Source organism: Kitasatospora sp. NPDC058478 (assembly GCF_042720345.1).
Lineage (GTDB): Bacteria > Actinomycetota > Actinomycetes > Streptomycetales > Streptomycetaceae > Kitasatospora.
On record NZ_JBHXML010000073.1, the window covers coordinates 1 to 21,354 of the forward strand.

Here is a 21,354-nt window from a genome sequence, read left to right on the forward strand (position 1 = left end):
CCTCGGTCGCGGCCCGGCTTCCGGGTTTCGGGGGCGGTCTGTGGAAGGGCCTACCGCAGGCCCAGCTCCTTGCGGATGACCGCGTACCACTCCTCCGTCATGCTCCGCGCGGTGGCCTCGTCGAAGACGTTCGCGTCGTACTTGAGGAAGACCTTGAACCCCTCGCCGTCCCGGTAGGACTCGGCGGACAGGACGTACTCCCCGGCGTAGGGCAGGTCGTCGAACAGCCGCAGGTCCAACTCGCCGGACGCGGCCGGGGCCGCGTTGGTCAGCAGGTCGGCGCCGTCGAAGTTCTGGAACAGGAAGTTGGTCAGGACCAGCGGTTCGTCGTCCGCGCCCACGGCGCGGGCGATCTCCAGCAGCGGGTAGCCGCCGTGCTCGATGCCGCCGACCACCTTGCGCTGCAGGGACTTCAGCAGCTCGGGGAAGCCGCCGACGGCCGTGCAGCGGATCGGCAGGCAGTTCGCGAACTGGCCGACGACGTCCTGGAACCGCTCCTCGTAGCGGGCAGCCGCCGTCATGCCGAGGACCAGGTCGTCCTGCCCGGTCAGCCGGTGCAGGAACCGCACGTACGTCGCGAACAGCACGGTGGCGACGCTGACCCGGTGCTCGCGCGCCGAGTCCGCCAGCGCGGCGGCCAGCGGCGGCGGCAGCTTGACCGTCTCCACGTCCACCCGGGGCATCCGCTTGGGGTCGTACGGCCGGTCGTAGGGCAGTGCGAGCGCCGGTCGATGACCTGCCAGCTCCCGCAGCCAGTAGTCCCGGTGCTGCCGCGCGCGCGGGCCGGCGAGCAGCGCCTCCTCCCAGGCGACGAAGTCGCCGTAGCTCGTGCGGCTCATACTCCCCCGGCCCTGGTAGGCCTCCTTGAGCGTGCGGATCAGGACCGCCGTGGACGTGCCGTCCAGCAGGATGTGGTGCGCGGTGATCAGCAGCAGGCGCCGCCCCCCTGCGAGGGAGACCAGGTGCGCGCGGAGCAGCGGGCCCGTCGCCAGGTCGAACGGGAGGTTCACCAAGTCCCGCAGCCCGGCCAGTTGGGCGGCGCGCTTGGTGGCCGTGAGGTCGACCCGTTCGAAGGACGGCGCCCGGCCCGGGTCGATGTCCATGAACGGCGCGCCGTCCCGCTCGCCGAAGACGGCGCTCAGCACCGGGTGGATGCCGCTCTGGGCGCGGATCGCCCGCTCCAGGGCGGCTTCGTCCAGGTCGCCGTGGATCTCGAAGAGGAGCGGGAGGTTGTAGGCGGTCGACTCCGGCGAGCGCTGCTGGTCGCGGTACATGGTCAGCTGGCCGCACGAGAGGTTCCACCGCTCGCCCGCCGGGCCGGCCTGGGCATCCGCCGTGGCCGTCGCGGCGGCCCCTGCACCGGCGAAGTGGGCGCACAGGCCGTCGACGGTCTCGACGTCGAAGAGCAGGGTGGCCGGGACGTCGTCACCGAACTCCTCGCGCAGGGCGTTGGTGAGCTGGAGGACCAGGATCGAGTCCAGGCCGTAGTGGGTGAGCGGGGCCGCGGTGTCGATCCGCTCGGCCGGGATGCCGAGCACGGCCGCGGCCTTGTCGAGGATGAGCGCGGACAGGTCGGAGCGCGACGACGGCGCGGTGGAGGGGGCGGGGGCGGGGGCGGGGCTCACGGCCGCCGGGGCGGGCGCGGGCTCCGGCCGGGGCGTCGGCACCGCAGTCGGCAGCGCAGTCGGCGCCGCAGCAGGCAGCACAGTCGGCACCGCGGCAGGCGCGACAACTGGCGCCGCAGCAGGCACCGGCCGGGTGACGCCCTTCGGCCTGGTCCCGACCGCCTGCCGGGCCACCCCGTCGCTCTCCGCCGCGATGACCTGCTGCCCCAGCGGCAACGCCTGCGGCAGCGGGAACACCACCGTCCCGAAGCCCTCCCCCGCCAGCACGTCCCGCCAGTTCTCCGGCGACAGCGCCGGCGAGCCCGGGATCCGCAGCGAGCGGTCGTCGAACAGCCACCAGCCTTCCAGCAGCCCGAAGGTGACGTGGCTGAACAGGTCGAAGGCCGACAGCTCGTTCAGCAGCAGCCACCCGCCGGCCCGCATCGCGGCCTTGGCGTTGCGCAGGGTGTTGCGGGTGTCCTTGGTCGCGTGCAGCACGTTGGCGGCGATCACCAGGTCGAACCCGCCCTCGCCGACGTCCTGCCCGGCCAGCGGCCGTTCGATGTTGAGCAGCCGGCAGTCCAGGTAGGGCACGCCCGGCCCGTAGGTGGCGCGGGCGTGGTTGAGGAAGGCCTTGGAGAGGTCCGTGTAGACGTACGTCTCGATGCTCTCCTGGTACGGCTTGAGCGCGGCGAACATCCCGGCGCTGGTGCCGCCGGTGCCGGCGCCGATCTCCAGGATCCGCAGCCGCGCGCCCGGTTCGCGGCGCAGCCGCTCCGACACGACGGCGACGGCGGCGCCGACCATGGCGCGGTTGAACACGTCCGCGACGTGGTTGTTGCGGTAGCAGCCCTCGACCAGCTCCACCGAACCGCGCGGGAACATGACGTCGGTGGGCCTGGTCCGGCCGGTCACGATGTCCGGCAGCGCCCGGAGCATGGCGGAGGCGAGCCGCAGTTCGGCCTTGCGGTCGGCGTCGGCCGACCAGGACTCGCACTGCCGGTCCCACTGCGCGAGCACGGCCTCCGCGAGCACGCCCGCCGTGGACACGGCCTCCGTCGGCCCGGCCGGCACGGTGGCCCGTCGGGCGTGTTCCAGCCAGTCGGCGTACACCGGCAGGATCGCGGTGTGGTCGACGGTCGCCAGCTGGGCCGCCAGGACCTTCGCCAGCCACGGGTCCCGCTCGGTCCGGCGCCACCGCACGACCTCGTCCATCAGGCCGTCCACGCTCTCCGGCGCGAGCAGCAGCTCGCCGCGCACCCGGGAGGGCGTCCGGCCGTGCACGGTGACCTGGGTGGCGCGGTCGAAGTTCGCCAGGGTGTTGTGCTGGTTGGTCTTCACGAAGGCCAGCTGCCGCTGGTCCCCGCCGAGCAGGGCGTCCAGGGCGGCGAGCCCCTCGCGCGGCTCGATCGACACCAGGCCGACCCGGCTCAGCCGTTCCCGGTAGAACTCGGAGGTGACGCTCCCGAGGTTGCCCCACCACCCCCAGTTCATGACCCTGACGGGGGTGTCCCAGTGCTGTCCGAGCGCGTGGGCGTAGGCGTCGCTGAAGGTGCAGCCGGCCGCGTAGTTGCCCTGGCCGGCCGCCGTGGTGAAGGACTGCATCGACGACAGCAGCACGGCGAAGTCCAGGTGCTCGCCGTCGAAGACCTCGGCCATCGCCGTCGTGACGTCGACCTTGGCCGTCAGCCCCGCGCGCAGGGTGGCCTCGTCCATCCGGGCGAAGGTGCTGTCCCGCAGGACGAGCGCGGCCTGCACGACCCCGTCGATCCGCGGGTGGCGCTCCTTGACCTCGCCGACGGCCCGGCGCAGCGCGGCCGGGTCCCCGGCGTCGGCGCTGAGGTAGCGGACGGTGCCGCGCCCCTGGACGGAGCGGAGCCGTTCCTCGATGGCCGCGTCGGGTGCGCTGCGGCCGATCCAGGTGACGTGTGCGCCGTACTGCCGCACCACGTGCTGGGTCCAGGCGGTGCCCAGGCCGCCGGCGCCGCCGATCACCACGTAGACGCCGCCCTCGCGGTAGACCGGTCGCGCGGGCGCCTCGCACGGCGCCCAGTGCCGGGCCAGCCACTGGCCGGCCCGTCGGACCCAGGCGTCCTCGGACGAGCGGGCGGGCAGGGCGGTGAGGTCGGCGGGCCAGTCGGGGCCGTCGAGGTCGACGCGCCGGACGCTCCACTGCTCGTACTCGCGCCCCAGGGAGCCGAACAGGCCGTGCAGCCCGGCGTGCGCCGGCTGGACGGGGTCGTCGGCGTGGGTGGCGAGCGCGCGGGTGGTGATCAGCGTGATCCCCAGCGGCCGGGCGTCGTACCCGGCTCCGATCAGCGCCTTGATCAGGCGGAACGCGGCGACGACGCCGTCGTTCTGGGCGGCCGTGTACCCGGCGGCGTCGACGGGGTCGAGCTTGGGCTCGGGCGCCGTCCAGACCAGGTGGTCGACCGGTCCGAGGTCGCGCAGTGCGGCGGTCACCTCCTCGACGGAGGCGGACGGCGGCAGCGGCCAGGTCAGCGCGCCGTCGAGCGGTGCCGGTCCGCCGACGACCAGGACCCGGTCGGTACGGGCGGGCACAGGCGCTTCGGTCGCGGTGGTCGGGTCCCAGACGGGCGCGTACAGCGCGGGCTCGCTGCGGACGGTGCGGCGCGAGGTGTAGCCGGTCAGCCGCACGCAGACCGCGCCGTCGGCGTCGACCAGGTCGATGTCGAGCTTGTCGAGCGGCCCGGCGGCGCCGCCGCGCACCACGGCCCACATCGCCGCCCGGCACGGGGCGAACAGGTCGAGCCGGTCCAGGGCGAACGGCACGGCGGTGTCCCGCATGCCGGTGAGGTGCGGCGCGACGGCCGCCTGGATCGCCGAGTCCAGCATCGCGGGCGCCAGCGGTCCGGGCTCCGCCGAGTCGGGCAGGACCAGTTCGGCGAGGACGAGACCGGAGCCGACGTGCGCCTGCCGGATCGCCCGCAGGCTCGGGCCGTGGTCGATGCCCATCGCCACCAGGGCCTCGTGGATCCGCTCACCGGACACGCTCTCCCGGCAGTCCGCGCGCAGCGCGGCGAGGTCGACCGGTGCCGGGCGCGAGGCGTCGGACGGCGCGATGCCGCCCTCGCAGCACACGGTGGAGCCGGTGCCGATCTCGAACCGGTGCCCGCCCTGCTCGCTCGCGCGGACCTCGACCCGGACGTCGACCGGGGTGTCCGCGACCTCCAGCGGCTGCACCCACGTGACGTTGCGCATCCGCACCCGGGTGGCGCCCAGCGCCTTGCGGGCGAGTTCGAGGTAGGCGACCGCGGGCAGGAGGTGGCGGCCCTGCACCACGTGGTCGCGCAGCAGGCCGTCCGTGCGGGTCAGCGTGACGTTGTTGCCGTCACCGCTGATGCCACTGTCACTGCTGCCGCCGGTCGGGGCCCAGTGGCGGTCCCGGGCGAACGGGTAGGTCGGCAGCGGGATGCGTCGGCCCTCGGCCGGAGCCCGGTCGTCGTCGGGCAGCCGCGCCGGGGCGGTGCCGTCCAGCACCTGGATCAGCTCGTCGCGGTCGCGGACCACGCAGGCGAAGCGGTGGGCGAAGCGCTGCCGGCCGACGGCCAGGGTGTAGGCGAGGTCGCCGAGGTCGATCGACGCGTGGGCGCGGACGTGGAGCGCCAATCGGCGCCGCTGTTCGAGGAGTTGCTCCTCCGTCCGCGCCGAGAGGACCACCACGTGGTCCGTCCGCGGCGCGGCGGCGGTGCGTGCGGCGGTGTTCGCGACGGCCGGGGCCTCCTCGATCACCAGGTGCGCATTGGTGCCGCTGGCGCCGAAGGAGCTCACCACCCCGCAGCGCGGCACCCCGGCGGGGCTCTCCCAGTCGTGGGTGCGGGTGCTCAGGTAGAACGGGCTCCCCGCCAGCGGGATCGCCTCGTTGGCGGTCTCGAAGTGCAGCGAGGCGGGGATCTTCCGGTGCTTGATCGCCAGCAGCACCTTCAGCACGCCCGCGATGCCCGCCGCGAACTGGGTGTGGCCGATGTTGGTCTTCAGCGAGCCGACCGCGCAGTACTCCGTCCGGTCGGTGCGGGCGCGGAACGCCCGGTTCAGCGCCTGGAACTCGATCGGGTCGCCGAGCTTGGTGCCGGTGCCGTGCGCCTCGACGAGTCCGATCCGCTCCACGTCGACGCCGAACCGCTCGTACACCTCGCCGAGCAGGCTCTCCTGCGACACCGAACTCGGCGCGGTGATCCCGTTGGTGGCGCCGTCCTGGTTGACGCCGCTGGCCTTGATCACGCCGTGGATGTGGTCGCCGTCGGCCAGCGCGTCCGCGAGCCGCTTGAGCACCACGACTCCGACGCCCTCGCCGGGCACGAAGCCGTCGGCGCGGTGGTCGAAGGTGTGGCAGCGGCCGGTCGGCGACAGCATCCCGGCGCGGCCCGCGAGCCGGTACAGCCGCGGCGTGGACTGGAGGAACACCCCGCCCGCCAGCGCCATCGAGGTCTCACCGGACCACAGGTCCTTGCACGCCAGGTCGATCGCCACCAGCGAGCTGGAGCACGACGTGTCGACGGCGATCGCCTGGCCCTTGAGGTCGAGGAAGTACGACACCCGGCTCGGGATGACCGAGGTCATGTTGCCCCACAGGGTCTGCGCCGGCGCCTCCGGATCCAGCAGCCCCTGGTAGTCGCCGGCCCACGCCCCGACGTAGACGCCGCAGCGCGCCCGGCCCATCCGGCCCGCGTAGCCGGCGTCCTCCAGGGCCTTCCAGGACTCTTCGAGCAGCAGCCGCTGCTGCGGGTCCATCACCGCGGCCTCGGTGCCGGAGATGTTGAAGAACATCGCGTCGAACTCGTCGATGCGGTCGAGGAAGCCGCCCCGGGTGCAGGCGCTCAGGCCGTCGAGGTCGAACCGGGTCGCCTCGGTGACCAGGTCGTCGCCGTCGGCCAGGTGCGTCCAGAGTTCGTCCAGCGAGTCGGCGCCGGCGAAGCGGCCGCTCATGCCGATCACCGCGATCGGCCCGCGCTCCACGCTCACGGTGGCGCTGTGCGGCTGCCCGACCGCCACGGGCCGTGCGGGCTGCACGACCGGTGGCGGGGCGCTCTCCCGTGCGTCCGCCGGCTCCGTCGCGCCCTCCGTGTGGACGATGACGCCCCGGTACTCGGCGAGCAGGTGCTCGGCCAGCCGGTCGGCCGTGCTGAAGTCGAAGACCACGCTGGTCGGCAGGTCCAGCGTCAGCGCGCCGTTGAGCTGGTCCACCACGCGGATCGCCAGGATCGAGTCCAGGCCGTAGTCGGCGAACGCCAGCCCGCCCTCGACCTCCTCGACCTCCATCGCCAGCGCGCGGGCGATCTTCTCCCGCACCACGGCGGGCACGATCTCGTCCAATCCCCTGTGTACGACCGCGGGTTGGACGATCGGCGCCGCGACCGGCGCGAGCAGCGGAGCGGGCGCAGGTGCGGCCACGGGTGCAGGTGCGGCCACGGGTGCCGGTTCCTGCCGGGTCAGGTCGCCGATCCAGAACCGCTCCTTGGCGAACGGGTACGTCGGCAGCGACACCACCCGGCGCGGCGCGCCCTGGTGCAGGCGCTCCCAGTCCACCTCGGCGCCGGCCGCCCACAGCGCCGCGAGCTTGGACAGCTTGCCGGACGCGATCCACTGCCGGACCAGCAGTTCCTGGAGGTCGTCGTCACCGGTGATCTCGGCGAGCAGTCCGCCGGATTCCCCGGCGGTGCCCCGGTGCCCCCGGCCGGCCCGCAGGGCGGCCCTCAGCTCCGCCGTCGACGAGACCGCGACCGCGTACCGCTCGGCCATCGCCTCCCGCCCGACCTGGAGCGTGAAGGCCAGGTCGGCGAGGGCGGTGTCCGGGTTGCGGTCGAGGAACCCGGCCAGCCGGTCGACGGACGCGGTGAGCTGGTCGGGAGTCCTCGCGGAGAGGACGACGACGTGTGGGGATTGTTCGACGTGTCGGGCTTGTTCGGCGCCGTTGATCGCGCCGTCGGTGGGCTGCACGGAATACTCCTCGACGATCACGTGCGCGTTCGAGCCACCGGCACCGAAGGAGGACACCGCCGCGATCCGCGGGCCGTCGCAGTGCCACGGGCTCAGTTCGCGCTGGACCCGGAACGGGGTCCGTTCGAAGCTGATGTTCGGGTTGAGCTGTTCGGCGTGCAGGCTCGGTACGAGCTGCCGGTGCTTGAGCTGGAGCAGGACCTTTGTCAGACCGGCCACCCCGGCCGCGGCCTCCAGATGGCCGATGCCGGACTTCACCGAGCCGATCGCGCAGAACTGCCGCTCCACGGTGTCCTGTTCGAAGGCCTTGGTCAGGCCCGTGATCTCGATCGGGTCGCCCAGTTCGGTGCCGGTGCCGTGCGCCTCGACGTAGCCGACCTGCCGGGCGGAGACCCCGGCCTGGTCCAGCGCCCGCCGGACGACATCGGCCTGGGCGACCGGGCTCGGCACGGTGTAACCGGTGGAACGGCCCCCGTGGTTGACGCTGGAGCCCCGGATCACCGCGAGCACGCGGTCTCCGTCGGCCACCGCGCGGGACAGCGGCTTGAGCAGCACGCACCCGACGCCCTCACCGGGCACGAACCCGTGGCCGCCGGTGCCGAAGCTGCGGCAGTGCTGGTCGGGCGAGAGCATCCCGGAGCGGCACAGCTCGACGTAGTCCAGCGGGTGCGCGTAGAGGTTCACGCCGCCGGCGATCGCCACCTCGCAGGCGCCGCGCCGGAGTTGCTCGCAGGCCTCGTGGATCGCGGTCAGCGACGCCGAGCACATGGTGTCGATCGTCAGGCTCGGCCCGCGCAGGTCGAGCAGGTAGGAGGCGCGGGCGCTCAGCGAGGCGAACGACAGGCCGGGCACCACGAGTTCGCCCGAGGGCAGCCGGCCCACCTCGTGCCGGGCGTGGCCGACCTTGGTGACGCCCGCGAACACCCCGACACCGTGGCCGTGGCGCTCGGCGAGGCGCGCCCTCGTGTACCCGGCGTCCTCCAGCACCTCCCACGCCGCCTGCACGAACAGCCGCTCCTGCGGGTCCATGGCGTAGGCGTCGCGCGGGGCGATGCCGAAGAACCGGGGATCGAACGCGGCGAAGTCGTCCAGGAAGCCGCCCCACTTGCTGTAGCTGCGGCCGGTGGCCACCGCCGTGTTGCGGTCCGGCTCGAAGAAGCCGTCCAGCGGCCAGCGGTCCACCTCGCGGACGCAGTCGCGGCCCGCCGTGAGGTTCTCCCAGAACTCGTCCAGGTCGGCGGCGCCCGGGTAGCGGCCGCTCAGCCCGATCACCGCGATCGGGTCGTCGGCGCCGGGCGCCGGCTGGTCGGGGACGGCGGTCGGCTGCGTGATGGTGGCCCGCTGTTCGGCTGCCGCCGCCGGCTGGTCGCCCGTCACCGGCCGGTCGGCCGTGACCGCCTGCTGGTGCGCCGGTTCCCTCCGGAGGCCGGCGAGTTGACCGGCCACGGCCCGCAGGGTCGGGTGCTCGTAGAAGATCGTCGACGAGACCTCGGGGTACGTCCTCACCAGCTCCCGGTTGAGCTGGATGACCATCACCGAGTCCAGGCCGATGTCGACCAGCGGGCGGTCGGGGTCGACCGCGCCCGGGGCGAGCCCGCTGACCTCGGCGAACAGGGCGAGGAGGTGGCCGAGGACGTTCGGATCGGCGCTACGAACGGGAGCCGTCGGAACGGGAGTTGTCGACGCAGGAGTTGTCGACGCAGGAGTTGTCGACGCAGGAGTTGTCGGCGCGGCGGCCGGGGCCGGCGTTCCGGTCGGCACCCGCGCCGGGTCGCCGTGGTGCACCCACACCTGGTCCGCCCCCGCGTTCCAGGCGTCGACCAGCGCCGTGAGCCCGGCTTCCGTGGGCATCGGCGCCAGCCCCCGGTCCTCCCACAGATAGGCCCGGGTCCGCTCGCCGACCTGCATGCCGCCGTCCTCCCACAGCGGCCAGGCGATGGACAGGGTGCGCCCGCGGCGCAGCCCCTCGGCGACCCGCACGTTGCGCACGGCGGCGAACTCGTCGAGGAAGGCGTTGGCGGTCGCGTAGTCGGACTGCCCCGGGTTGCCGGTGATCGCGGCGCCCGAGGAGAAGGTCAGCACGAACTCCAGCGGGCAGTGCCCGGTGGCCCGGTCGAGGTGCACGAGAGCGTCCACCTTGGTCGCGAGGACCTCGTCCCACTGCTCGGCGGTCTTGTCCGCGAGCAGCGAGTCCCGCACCACGCCGGCGGCGTGCACGATGCCGGTGACGGCGCCCGCCTCGGCGATCAGGTGCCGCACCTCCTCCCAGCGGGAGACGTCGGCGCGCACGTACCGCGCGTCCGCACCGGCCTGCCGCAACTCGGCGAGCAGGCGCTCGATCCGGCCGTCCTGCGGCGAGCGACCGGCCAGCACGACGGTCGGCCGCCGGACGTCGGCGGCGATGCGCCGGGCCGTCGAGGCGCCGATCCCGCCGGCCCCGCCGGTGATCAGGTAGACGCCGCCGTCCCGCCAGGGCTTGCCGGAGGCCGTTCCCGTACCCGTGCCCGGGAGTTCGGCCGGGGTCCAGCTGCGCGTGTGCCGGACGCCGTCGCGGTAGAGCACCAGGTCGTCGGCGGCGCGGGCGTTCTCCGCGACGACGGCGGCCAGGTCAGTGCCTTGGACGCCGTCGATGCCGATGACCTGGCCGACGATCCGCGGGTTCTCCTTGGTGACGGTCCGCAGCAGGCCCGCGAGGGCGAGGTCCGCCGTGACGACCTGGACGAGCGTGGTGCCGTCCCGGGCGTCGAGGCCGCGGACGGTCTCCAGCAGCTGCCACGACAGGTCGCGGAACCGGCTCCCCGGCCGCTGCTCGGCCGTGTCGAGGCGGATCGCCTCGGGCACCTCCCCGTCGACCCCGCACAGCACGACGACGTGCCGGTCGTACCGGGCGGTCGCGGCGGCGGGCGTCGGCGTCCAGCAGGCGGTCAGCAGGGTCGTGCCGCTCTCCTGCCGGGTGCCGGGGGCCCAGAAGCGGTCCCGGGCGAACGGATATCCGGGCAGGTGCGCACGCCGGGGCGTGCCGTCGCCGAGCAGCGAACGCCAGTCGACGGCGCCCCCGCCGACCCACCGCCCGATCGGCTCCGGCTCGGCTCCGCGCTCGCCGGTGGCGACGAACGCCCTGAGCGCGTCGACGAGTTCGGCACGGGACGAGACGACCCAGCCGACCCGTTCCGCCATCTCCTCGCGGCCGACCTGGAGGCTCCACGCGAGGGACCGCAGCGAGACCTGCTCCGACTCCGAGGACTCCAGGTGGGCGAGCAGGCCCCGGGCCCGGTCGGTCAGCTGCCGGGCGGTGCGGGCCGACAGCGGCACCGCGACCGGCCCGCCGTCGCCCTCCCCGCCCCGGTCGCCGCGCACGTACTCCTCGACGACCACATGGGCGTTGACGCCGCCGAACCCGAAGCTGCTCACCCCGGCACGCCTCGGCGCGGAGCCGCCGTCACCACTGCGGGGGCGCGGCCAGGCCTCGTTGTCCCGCACGATGTGGAACGGGCCGCCGGCCAGCTCGATGTACGGGTTGACCTCCTGGAGGTGCTGGGTCGCGGGCAGCACGCCGTGCTTGAGCGCGAGCAGCACCTTCAGCAGCCCGGCGATGCCCGCGGCCGACTCCAGGTGGCCGATGTTGGTCTTGACCGAGCCGAGGCCGCACGCCCCGTCGTCGCTGCGGCCCAGCCGGCGGAACGCGGTGCGCAGCGCCCGGACCTCCACCGGATCGCCGAGGGCCGTGCCGGTGCCGTGGGTCTCGATGTAGCCGATGGTGTCCGGGTCGAGGTCGCCGACGGCGGCCGCCACCAGCTCGGCCTGGGCGTCGGCGTTCGGCGCGGTCAGCGAGTTGGCCCGGCCGCCGTGGTTGTACGCGCTGCCCCGGAGCACCCCGAGGATCGCGTCACCGTCGCGCTCCGCCGCCGCCAGCGACTTGAGCACCACCACCCCGACGCCCTCGCCGCGGACGTAGCCGTTCGCGCCCGCGTCGAAGGTCTTGCAGAGGCCGTCCGGGCTGAGCATGCCCGCGCGGTGCGCGCTGACGAAGGTGTCCGTACTGAGCAGCACGTTGACCCCGCCCGCGACGGCCAGGTCGCAGGTGCCGGAGCGGATCGCCTCGATCGCGCGGTGCACCGCCACCAGCGAGCTGGAGCAGGCCGTGTCGATCGGTTCGCTCGGGCCGCGCACGTCGAGCAGGTACGAGATGCGGTTGGCCAGGATCGAGTGGGTGGTGCCGGTCGAGGTGAAGGCGTCCGGTCGCACGCCGAGCGTGGCGAGCAGCGTCGCGTAGTCGTTGCCGGTGACGCCGATGAACACGCCCGTGTTGGTCGGCAGGTCGGCGGGCCGGTACGCGCTGTCCTCCAGCGCCTGCCAGACCGTCTCCAGGACGAGGCGGTGCTGCGGGTCCATCAGTTCGGCCTCGCGCGGCAGGATGCGGAAGAAGCCGGCGTCAAAGGCGTCGACGTCGTCCAGGGCTCCGATCCGTTGGGGGAAGTCCTGGGCCTCGATGGCCTTGCGCTGCTGCTCGTCGTAGCGGTGCAGCGGGAACGCGGTGACGGAGTCCTTGCCCGCCAGCAGGTTCGCCCAGTACTCGTCCAGGTCGCGGGCGCCCGGGAAGCGCCCGGCCGCGCCGATGACGGCGACCGGCCGGCGCGGGTCGGGCCCGGTGCGAACCGGCTCCGGCTCCGGCTGGGGTTGGGGTTGGGGCTGGGGTTCGGCCTTGATCTTGACCTCCGCCTCAGCCTCGGCCTTGATCTTGGCCTCGGCCTTCACCGTGGCACCGTGCTCGTCGACCAGGTGGGCGCCCAGCGCCTCCAGGGTGCTGACGTCGAAGAACACCGCCGGGCTGACCACGACCCCGAACCGTTCGTGGATCTCCTTCGCGAAGGTCACCAGCGAGATGGAGTCGAAGCCGAACGCGTCCAGTCCGGTGCCGGGGTCGAGTTCCTCCGGCTCGAACTTGAGGATCTCGGCGGCGATGGCGCGCAGGACGTCCACGACACCCGACACCGCCGACACCACTGGTACAGCCTGCTCAGCCGGTACGGCCGGCTCCCGCTCTCGGACCGAACGGGCCTGCGGCGCCGGACGATCGCCCGGCGCCACTCCTCCGGTACCGCGCCGCACCCCGGCCAGCTCCCCGACGACCTCGCCCGCGCCCCCGAGCAGCAGGATCCGGTCGTCGCCGAGGACCACGTGCGTGACCGGCGAACCGGCCCGCACCCGGATCTCCGCGACCTGGTTGAGCGCGACCAGGGTCCAGTCCGGCGCCCCGACGCGCTTGGCCTCCCACTGCACGCCCTGGGCGATCGCCGCGAGCACGAACGGCTCGACGGTGACGTTGCGCCGGACGTGGTCCTGCTGGAACGCGGGACTGCCGATGGTCAGCACCGTCCGGCCGTCCGGCGCGCGGAACACGCCCTCGACCGCGCACGAGGCCGGCTTGTAGTCCAGCCCGCCCTCGGCCAGTTCGGCCAGGAACTGCTCCCGGCTGAGGACCTCCCGCAGCCCCGCCGGCTCGACCCGGCCGGAGGGCGCCGTGGCCGCCCCCCGCACGGTGAACTCGACCGCCGCCGTCCCGTCCCCGGTCCGGACGGTGCCGTGGCCGTCGGCGAACTCCGTGACGAGCCGCGTGGTCGTGGACCAGTCGATCGGCCGCAGGACGCGCAGGTCGTGGACCGACGCCTCGGCGGCGAACCCGCTGACCTTCGCGGCGGCCAGCGCGAGGTCCACCACGAAGGTGGGCACGATGGTCGGCGTCTTGGCCAGGCGGTAGCCGTAGTCGAGCAGGTCGGCGAGGTGGACGTCCAGGGCGTAGCGCAGGCCCCGGACGTCGGATTCGTTGCGCCCCAGGAAGGGGTGCAGCCGCTCGCGCAGCGCCAGCGGGGCCAGCACGGACGGCGCGCCGTCGGTCTGCTCGATCCAGCAGCGCACCTTCTCGAACGGGTAGGCGGGCAGCGAAACCCGGCGTGCCGTCGGCAGTTGGTCCCAGTCGACGGTCTTGCCGCCGACCCAGGTGGTGGCGAGGTCGTGCGCGGGCAGCTCCCGCCGCCCGGCCAGGTAGCCGTCGACGGCCGCCAGTGCGGACCGCTGGTCCCCCGCCACGAACGCCCAGCGGTGCGGCAGTTCGTTCTTGCCGACCCGCAGGGTGTACGCGATGTCGGGGAGGTCGGCCTCCCGCGCCCCGGCGAGGTGGTCGCGGAAGACGGCCAGGTAGCGCCCGAGCGCGGCCTCGTTCATCGCCGAGAACACGAACAGCTGCTCGCCGAAGGGCTCTTGGCGTACCGGCCGTTCGGGATACTCCTCAAGGATGATGTGCGAGTTCATGCCGCCGGCGCCGATCGAGGTGATGCCGGCCCGCCGGGGGTGGGTGACCTGGCGGCCGTCCACCTCGGTGACCATCGGCTGCCAGTCGGCGAGCGTCTGCTGCACCTGGAAGGGGGTGTCGGCGAAGTCGATGTCCGGGTTGAGCTCCGTGCTGTGCAGGGACGGCGCCAGCTTGCCGTGCCGCAGTTGGAGCAGCACCTTGGCCAGGCCGATCATGCCGGCCGCCGCGAGCAGGTGCCCCATGTTGGCCTTGACGGAGCCGAGGGCGCAGAACTGGCGGTCCTCGGTGTACTTGCGGAACGCCGACGTCAGGGCGCGGACCTCGATCGGGTCGCCCAGCGCGGTGCCCGAGCCGTGTCCCTCGACGTAGCCGATCGTCCTCGGGTCGACGCCGGCGTCCTCGATCGCCTTCTGGATCGCGTGCGCCTGCATGCCCGGGTTCGGCACGGTGAAGCCGTTGCGCGTCCCGGCGTTGGACAGGGCGGTGCCCTTGATCACGGCGTACACGTGGTCGCCGTCGCGCTCGGCGTCGACCAGCGGCTTCAGTACGACCGCGCCGACGCCCTCGCCGAGGATGGTGCCGTCCACGCCGTGGCCGAAGCTGCGGATCACGTCGGAGGTGCCGGTGGTGAAGTGCTCCTCCGAGGAGGTGATCAGGTTGTACGGGTGCAGCATCAGGTTGACGCCGCCCGCGACGACCATCCGGCACTCGCCGGCCCGCAGCATCTGCACGGCCTGGTGCACGCACGTCGACGAGGCCGAGCACATGGTGTCCAGGAAGATCGACGGACCGGTCAGGCCGTAGAAGTAGGACAGCATGTTGGGCAGCGTCCCGGTGTAACTGCCGCTCTGCGGCGCGCCCCTGGTCAGGCTGTTCTGGAAGCCGTACAGGTTGTAGTGGTTGCTCATGGTCCCCACGAGCACGCCGACGTCGCCCTGGTAGCGGCGCTGGATGGTCTGCCGCGAGTAGCCGGCGTCCTCCAGCGCCTCCACGCCCGACTGGAGGAACAGCCGCACCTCCGGGGACATCTGCTCGGCCTCGCGCTTGGAGATGCGGAAGTAGCGGGGGTCGAACTTGTCGAGGTCGCGCAGGAACGTCCCGGTCCGGATCACGCTCTTGCCGTGGACGGACCGGTCGCTGTCGTAGATGGCCTCGTGGCCCCAGCGGTCGGCGGGGACCTCCTCGAAGGTGTGCCGGCCGTTCTCCAGCAGCTCCCACAGCTCGTCCATCGTGTCGGCGCCGGGGTAGCGGCCGGACACTCCGATGATCGCGATGTCGTGCCGGTCGTCGCGCGCGGGTTCACGGACCTCGGTGACGGCGGACGCGGCCGGGGCCTCGGGCTGGACCGCCGGGGCTTCGGGCCGTACGACCGGCTCTTCCAAGGCTTCCGGGGTTTCGGCCTTCCCCGACTCCCCCAGCACCGCCTCCAGCTGCGCCCGCCGGGTCTCCACGAAGTGCGCGGCCACCTCGGCGATGTTCAGGTACTCGAAGAAGATCGTCTTGGACAGCGGCCCGAACACCTTCTCCAGTTGGGCGGTCACCCCGAGGATGCTCAGCGAGTCGATGCCGTACTCGATGAGGTTGGTGGTCGACTCGATGTGCTCCGGGGCGTGCCGCAGGACCTCGGCGACGACCCCCCTGAGCAGTTCCTCGGTGCGCCGCAGCAGGTCACCCTCGCCCGCGCCGCCTGACGGCGCAGCGGTGGCGGACGAGGCGGTGGCCGGGGCCGCGGGGGCCGGTGCCGCCCGGCGTTGCGCGGCCAGGGTGGCCTTGGAGCCGTAGGCGACGACGAGGTGCGCGGGGGCGTCGGCGAGCAGGGCCCGGCCGAAGGCGCGCAGCCCGTCCTCGGTGGGCAGGTCCTCCCAGCCGCGCTCGCGGCGCAGGGAGTCGCGGGTGACCTCGTCCAGCGTCATGCCGCCGTCGGCCCACAGCGGCCAGCTGATCGCGACGGTCCGGCCGCTGCGCTCGCCCGCGTCGACCAGCGTCCGGCGGTGCCGGGCGAAGGCGTCCAGGAAGGCGTTGGCCGCCGAGTAGTCGGACTGCCCCGGGCTGCCGTAGACGCCGGCGACCGAGGAGAAGAGCGCGAAGAAGTCCAGGTCGAGGTGGCGGGTGGCGGCGTCGAGGTTGAGCGTGCCGCGGACCTTCGGCGCCGTCACCAGGCGAACGTCGGCGAGGTCCTTGCGCAGCAGGTACTGGTCGCGCAGCAGGCCTGCCGCGTGCACGACGCCGTCGAGCGACCCGTGCTCGCGCACGATCGTGTCGACCGCGGCGCGCACGCCTGCGGCGTCGGCGACGTCGACCGGCAGGTAGTGCGCGTCGACCCCGTCCGCGCGCAGGGCGTCCACCGAGCCCGCCGGGGAGCGTCCGCTCAGGACGACCGTCGCCCCCGCGCGGCCCAGGTAGCGGGCGAGGTGCCGGCCGATGCCGCCCAGGCCGCCGGTGACCCAGTAGACGCCGCCGGCCCGCAGCGCGGGCACCTGCGGTCCGGCGTCGAGCCGCGTCTCGACGGGTTCCAGGACCTGCCGGGTGCCGTCGGCGGTGTAGCGGACCTCGGTGTCGGCGGAGTCGTCGGCGCACTCCTCCCGCACGATCCGCGCGAGCTGCTCGGTGGAGGCCGCGTCCAGGCCGGCGACCCGGACGACCCGACCGGAGACGAGCGGGTTCTCCAGGGCGGCGGTGCGGAACAGGCCCGCCAGCGGTGCGTGGAAGTGGGCCGGCACCCGGGCGTCGACCAGGGCCACGAAGCGGTGCCCGGTCCGAGGAGAGGACGCGAGCACCTGCTGGACCTCGGCGAACGCCTGCTCGGTCGCGGCGTCGACGCCGTCGGCCGGGCTCGCCCGGGTGATCTCCGGCAGGGTCAGGGGGTGCGCGGTGCGGGTGGCGCCGCCGTCCGCGTCCAGCGGCCGGTCGGTCCACCGGGTGGTCGCCGTGACGACGCGCGGGCCGGCGTCGGTGGTGCGCTGGGCGAGCCCCCGCAGGCTGGCGCTGATCACGCCGTCGCCGTCGCACAGGTCGATGTCGAAGGTGGTGAGCGCCCCGGAGCCGGCGCTGCGGCGCACCCAGGCCCAGGTCTCGGCCGGGCAGGGCCGGTACACCTGGAGCTCGTCGAGGGTGAAGGGCAGGGTCGGGCCGGCGGCGGCGCCCGTCAGGACCACGGAGGTCTGGAAGGCGGCGTCCAGGACGCTCGGCGGCAGCACGCAGCCGTCGGCGCCGGTGGTCCGGATGCGGGCGATCGCCTCGTCGCGGCCCAGCCGGAGCCCGCGCAGCGCGCGCATGGCCGGGCCGTACTCCAGGCCCTGGGCGCGGAAGGCGGCGTAGACCTCGTCGGTGCTACGGGTGGTGCGGCAGGCGGCGCGCAGGGCGTCCAGGTCCAGCGGTGACGGGTCCGGCAGGGTGACCAGTTCGGCAGAGCCGGTGCTGTGGACCGTCTCATCCTGCCGGAACTCGAACGCGATCGCGTCCCCGCGCGGCGTCAGCGCGAGGTCGACGTCGACGGGTTCGCCGACGACGATCGGCCGCAGCCACGCGAGGTCGCGCAGCCGGACGGCCCCCTCCCGGGCCGCCGCGCGCTCCACCGCGGCCCGCGCCATCTCCAGGTACGCGACCGCGGGCAGCACCCGCCGGCCGCGGACCAGGTGCGAGGCCAGGAAGGGCTCGGCCCCGGTGAACGTGGAGGTGTAGCGCTGCTGCGCCAGGTCGGAGGTGTTGCGGTGGACGAGCGGGTGCAGCAGCGCGGCGCCCGGCGCCTCGGCGGGCGGTGTGACGTACCAGTGCCGGTCCCGGGCGAACGGGTAGGTCGGCAGCCGCACGCGACGCGCCCCGGGATGCCCGGGCCAGTCGGCGCCGCCCCCGTTCGCCCAGTCCTGCGCCGCCGTGACCAGTTCGGTCCCTGCTCCGGCGGGGTTGCGCACCTCGCCGTCCGCGACGGACTCCAGCGCGGCCGCGAGCTGCTCCCGGTCCGAGACCAGGAACACGGTCCTGACCCGCATCGCTTCGCGGCCGACCTGGAGCGTGTGCGCGATGTCGGCCAGCGCCTGGCGCGGCCGCAGCGCGGTCTCCGGTGCCAACAGGTGGTCCCGCAGGCCGGCGGCCAGCACCCGCAGCCGCTCCAGGTTCTTCGCCGACAGCGGGACGGCGTACGGGCCCGCAGGCTCGGTGGCGCGCTCCGCCGGCCCGCCGACGTGCTCCTCCAGCAGCACGTGGGCGTTGGTCCCGCCGAACCCGAACGAACTGACGCCGGCCCGGCGCGGCGCCCCGTCGCCGCCCGGCCACGGCCGGGTGTCGCCGACGATGTAGAACGGGCTGCCGTCCAGGTCGATCAGCTGGTTCCTGGTCCGGAAGTTGACCGTCGCCGGGAGGGTCCCGGCGGCCATCGCGCCGATCACCTTGACCACGCCGGCCACGCCCGCGGCCGATTCCAGGTGGCCGATGTTGGTCTTGATGGAGCCGATGCCGGTGCTGTCCGGCCGCGGTGACGTCCCGTGGGCGTCGTGCAGGCTCTGGAAGGCGCGCTTGAGGCCGACGATCTCGATCGGGTCGCCGACCGGCGTGCCGGGCCCGTGGGCCTCGATGTAGCTCACCGTCTCGGGCGTCACACCGGCGCGGGTGTAGACGTCCTCGATCAGCGCGGCCTGCGCGACCGGGTTGGTGACGGTCAGCGAGTTGGTCTTGCCGCCGTGGTTGGTGCCGACGCCCTTGATCACCGCGTGCACGGGGTCGCCGTCCGCCAGCGCCCTGGCCAGCGGCTTGAGCAGCAGGACGGCGCCGCCCTCGCCCCGGACGAAGCCGTCCGCGTCCTGGTCGAAGGCGTGCGAGCGGCCGGTGGGCGAGAGCATGCTCGCCTTGCTGAACGCCACGAACAGCTTCGGCGACCAGCACAGGTTCACGCCGCCGGCCAGCGCCAGGTCGCAGTCGCCGTTGTGCAGGGCGGCGACGGCCTCGTAGAGCGAGACCAGGGAGCTGGAGCAGGCGGTGTCGTTGGCAATGCTGGGGCCGTGGAAGTCGAAGTAGTAGGACAGCCGGTTGGCGACGATCGAGTAGGCCGTGCCGGTCGGGAAGTAGGCGTCGGTCGGCACGTCGTCGCGTTCGATCAGCTCGGCGTAGTCGCCGTGGCACAGGCCCATGAAGACGCCGGTGCGGCTGCCCGCGAGTTCGCCGGCCCGGTAGCCCGCGTCCTCGATGGCCTTCCAGGCCAGTTCCAGCGCGAACCGCTGCTGCGGGTCCATCGTCTCCGCCTCGCGCGGGGAGATGTTGAAGAAGGCGGCGTCGAAGCGGTCGGCGTCCTCGACGAACCCGGCCCAGACGCTGTACGTCTTCTCCTCGCCGCTGCGCGGATCGCCGAAGTAGCGTTCCTTGGACCAGCGTTCGGCGGGCACCTCGGTGATCAGCGAGCGTCCGGCCGCGAGGTGGTCGAACAGCTCGACCAGGGTGTCGGAGCCGGGGAACCGCAGGGCCAGGCCGATGATCGCGATGTCGTCGGTGCTCATCGGCTCTCCCCCACTCGCTGCACGGCACGGCGGTTGTCCACGGTCGTCCGCAGGTTCAGCGCGGCGCTCGACGCTCCGGTCGGCGCCGTACCGCCGTCCCGCACGAACTGCTGGTGGAGCACGGCGGTCGTCAGCAGGTAGAGGAAGGTCTGGTCCTCCTTGGTGCTGACCTCCTCCACCGGCGAGGTCATGATCTTGTCGACCAGGCGCCGGGTGAACTTCGCGTCCAGGCAGCCGATCCCGGCCAACTCGCGGTCGGACAGCAGCAGTTCCAGGTAGTCCGGGCGACTGTCCTTGAAGGCGGCGCTGCCCGGCGCGCGGTAGGGCTGCTTGGGGCGGCTGGTGGTCCACTCCGGGAGCTCGGCGCGGAACGCCTTCTTCAGGATGGCCTTCTCGACCTGGCCGTCGTCGTAGCGCAGGTTCACCGACGCGGCCGCGCGCACCACCGCGGGGTCCAGGAACGGGCAGCGGTTCTCCACGCTGTGCGCCAGCGCGGCCCGCTCCCCCTGCGTGGACAGCAGGAATCCGGGCAGCAGCGTCTTGTACTCCAGCCACTGCGCCTTGTGCATCGCGGGCATGTCCGGGTAGCCGGGTGTCCCGGCGACGAGGTCGAGCAGGTCGGCGAACGGGTCCATCCGGTCGGCGAGCAGCCGGGCCGCGAACCTCCCGTTCTGGTACCGCATCTCGTGGGAGAACAGGCCCGGCAGCCGTTCCACCGAGAACTGCTGGTACAGGCCGAGCAGATGGGCCTGGTGGGCGGAGCCGAAGTGCTCCAGCTCCGGGTGCAGGCCGGCCAGCCGGGTGCGGCGCTCGCCGTCGGTCAGCTCGTTCCACCGCGCGCGCAGCAGGGTCTCGCGGAACAGCGAGTAGCCGAGGAAGGCCTCGTCGGCACCCTCGCCACTGAGGATGGTCTTGATCCCGGCGTCGCGGACGTGCCGGGACAGCAGGAACATCGGCACGAACGAGGTGCGGAAGGTCGGAACCTCCGCGTGGTACACGGCGGTCGGGAAGTGCTCGGTGATGTCCTCGCTGGTGATCGGGACGGCGGTGTGCAGGGTGCCCAGGTGCTCGGCGACCAGGCGCTGGCTGTCGGACTCGTCGAAGGACTTGTCCTGGAACGCCACCGAGAAGGTGCGGACCTCGTACGGGGAGAGCTGGGTGGCCAGCCTCGTCACGATCGAGGAGTCCAGGCCGCCGCTGAGGTAGACGCCGACCTCGACGTCGGAGCGCAGCCGCAGCTCCACGCTGGTGCGCAGGGTCTGCCGGAGCATGTCGATCGCCTCGGCCTCGGTGCCGTCGAAGCCGGGCACGTCGAAGTCGAGGTCCTCGTAGGGGCGCAGCGAGCGGCGGCCCGCGCTGATGGTCAGCACGGAGCCCATCGGCAGCTGGCGCACGCCCCGGAACGGCGTGCGGTCGGGCAGCGGCGTCCACGCGGCGTAGGTGGTGGCCAGCTCCCTCGGGTCGAACTCGAAGCGGAAGCCGGGGAAGGCGCGGAACGCCTTCATCTCGGACGCGAACAGGAAGTCCCCGCCCGCGTCGGCGTAGAACAGCGGGCGCTTGCCGTAGCGGTCGCGGGCCAGCACCAGGTCACCGGTCGCCGCGTCCCTGATGGCGACCGCGAAGGCGCCGTTGAACCGGGTGAAGCAGTCCGACCCCCACTGGATCCAGGCCTGGAGCACGACCTCGGTGTCGGAGTGGTCGGTGCGGAACGGGCGGCCGAGGCGCTCCAGTTCCGCGCGGAGTTCGATGTGGTTGTAGATCTCGCCGTTGAAGCAGATCCAGTAGCGCCCGGAGGGGTCCGACATGGGTTGCGAGCCACCGGCGAGGTCGACGATGGCCAGCCGCACCGTCCCCATGGCCATGCCGTCGTCGAGGTAGTAGCCCGCCTCGTCCGGCCCGCGGTGGTGGATGTTCGACAGCATCGAGGTGATGACCTCGGCGGTGGCACCGGGGTGCAGCGAGGTCGAGAGGAAACCAGCCAGCCCGCACATGATCC

Annotated in this window: 2 protein-coding genes; both read right to left on the reverse strand. The window is 73.3% G+C overall.

Going from position 1 to position 21,354, the window contains the following annotated elements:
• Positions 1–50: 50 nt before the first annotated feature.
• Positions 51–19,358 carry an SDR family NAD(P)-dependent oxidoreductase gene (locus ACFWPT_RS32545; protein WP_380486157.1) on the reverse strand — a complete coding sequence of 6,436 codons (19,308 nt, stop codon included), beginning with the start codon at positions 19,356–19,358 and terminating at the stop codon, positions 51–53.
• Complete coding sequence (gene asnB / locus ACFWPT_RS32550) at positions 19,355–21,349, reverse strand: asparagine synthase (glutamine-hydrolyzing) (protein WP_380486159.1); 1,995 nt, start codon at positions 21,347–21,349, stop codon at positions 19,355–19,357. Before asnB ends, ACFWPT_RS32545 begins: the two co-directional genes overlap by 4 nt.
• Positions 21,350–21,354 lie beyond the last annotated feature (5 nt).

What these genes read in the sequence shown, in the direction of transcription:
- ACFWPT_RS32545 (WP_380486157.1), bottom strand. Translation starts at nt 19,358, where the DNA reads ATGAGCACCGACGACATCGCGATCATCGGCCTGGCCCTGCGGTTCCCC.
- asnB (WP_380486159.1), bottom strand. Translation starts at nt 21,349, where the DNA reads ATGTGCGGGCTGGCTGGTTTCCTCTCGACCTCGCTGCACCCCGGTGCC.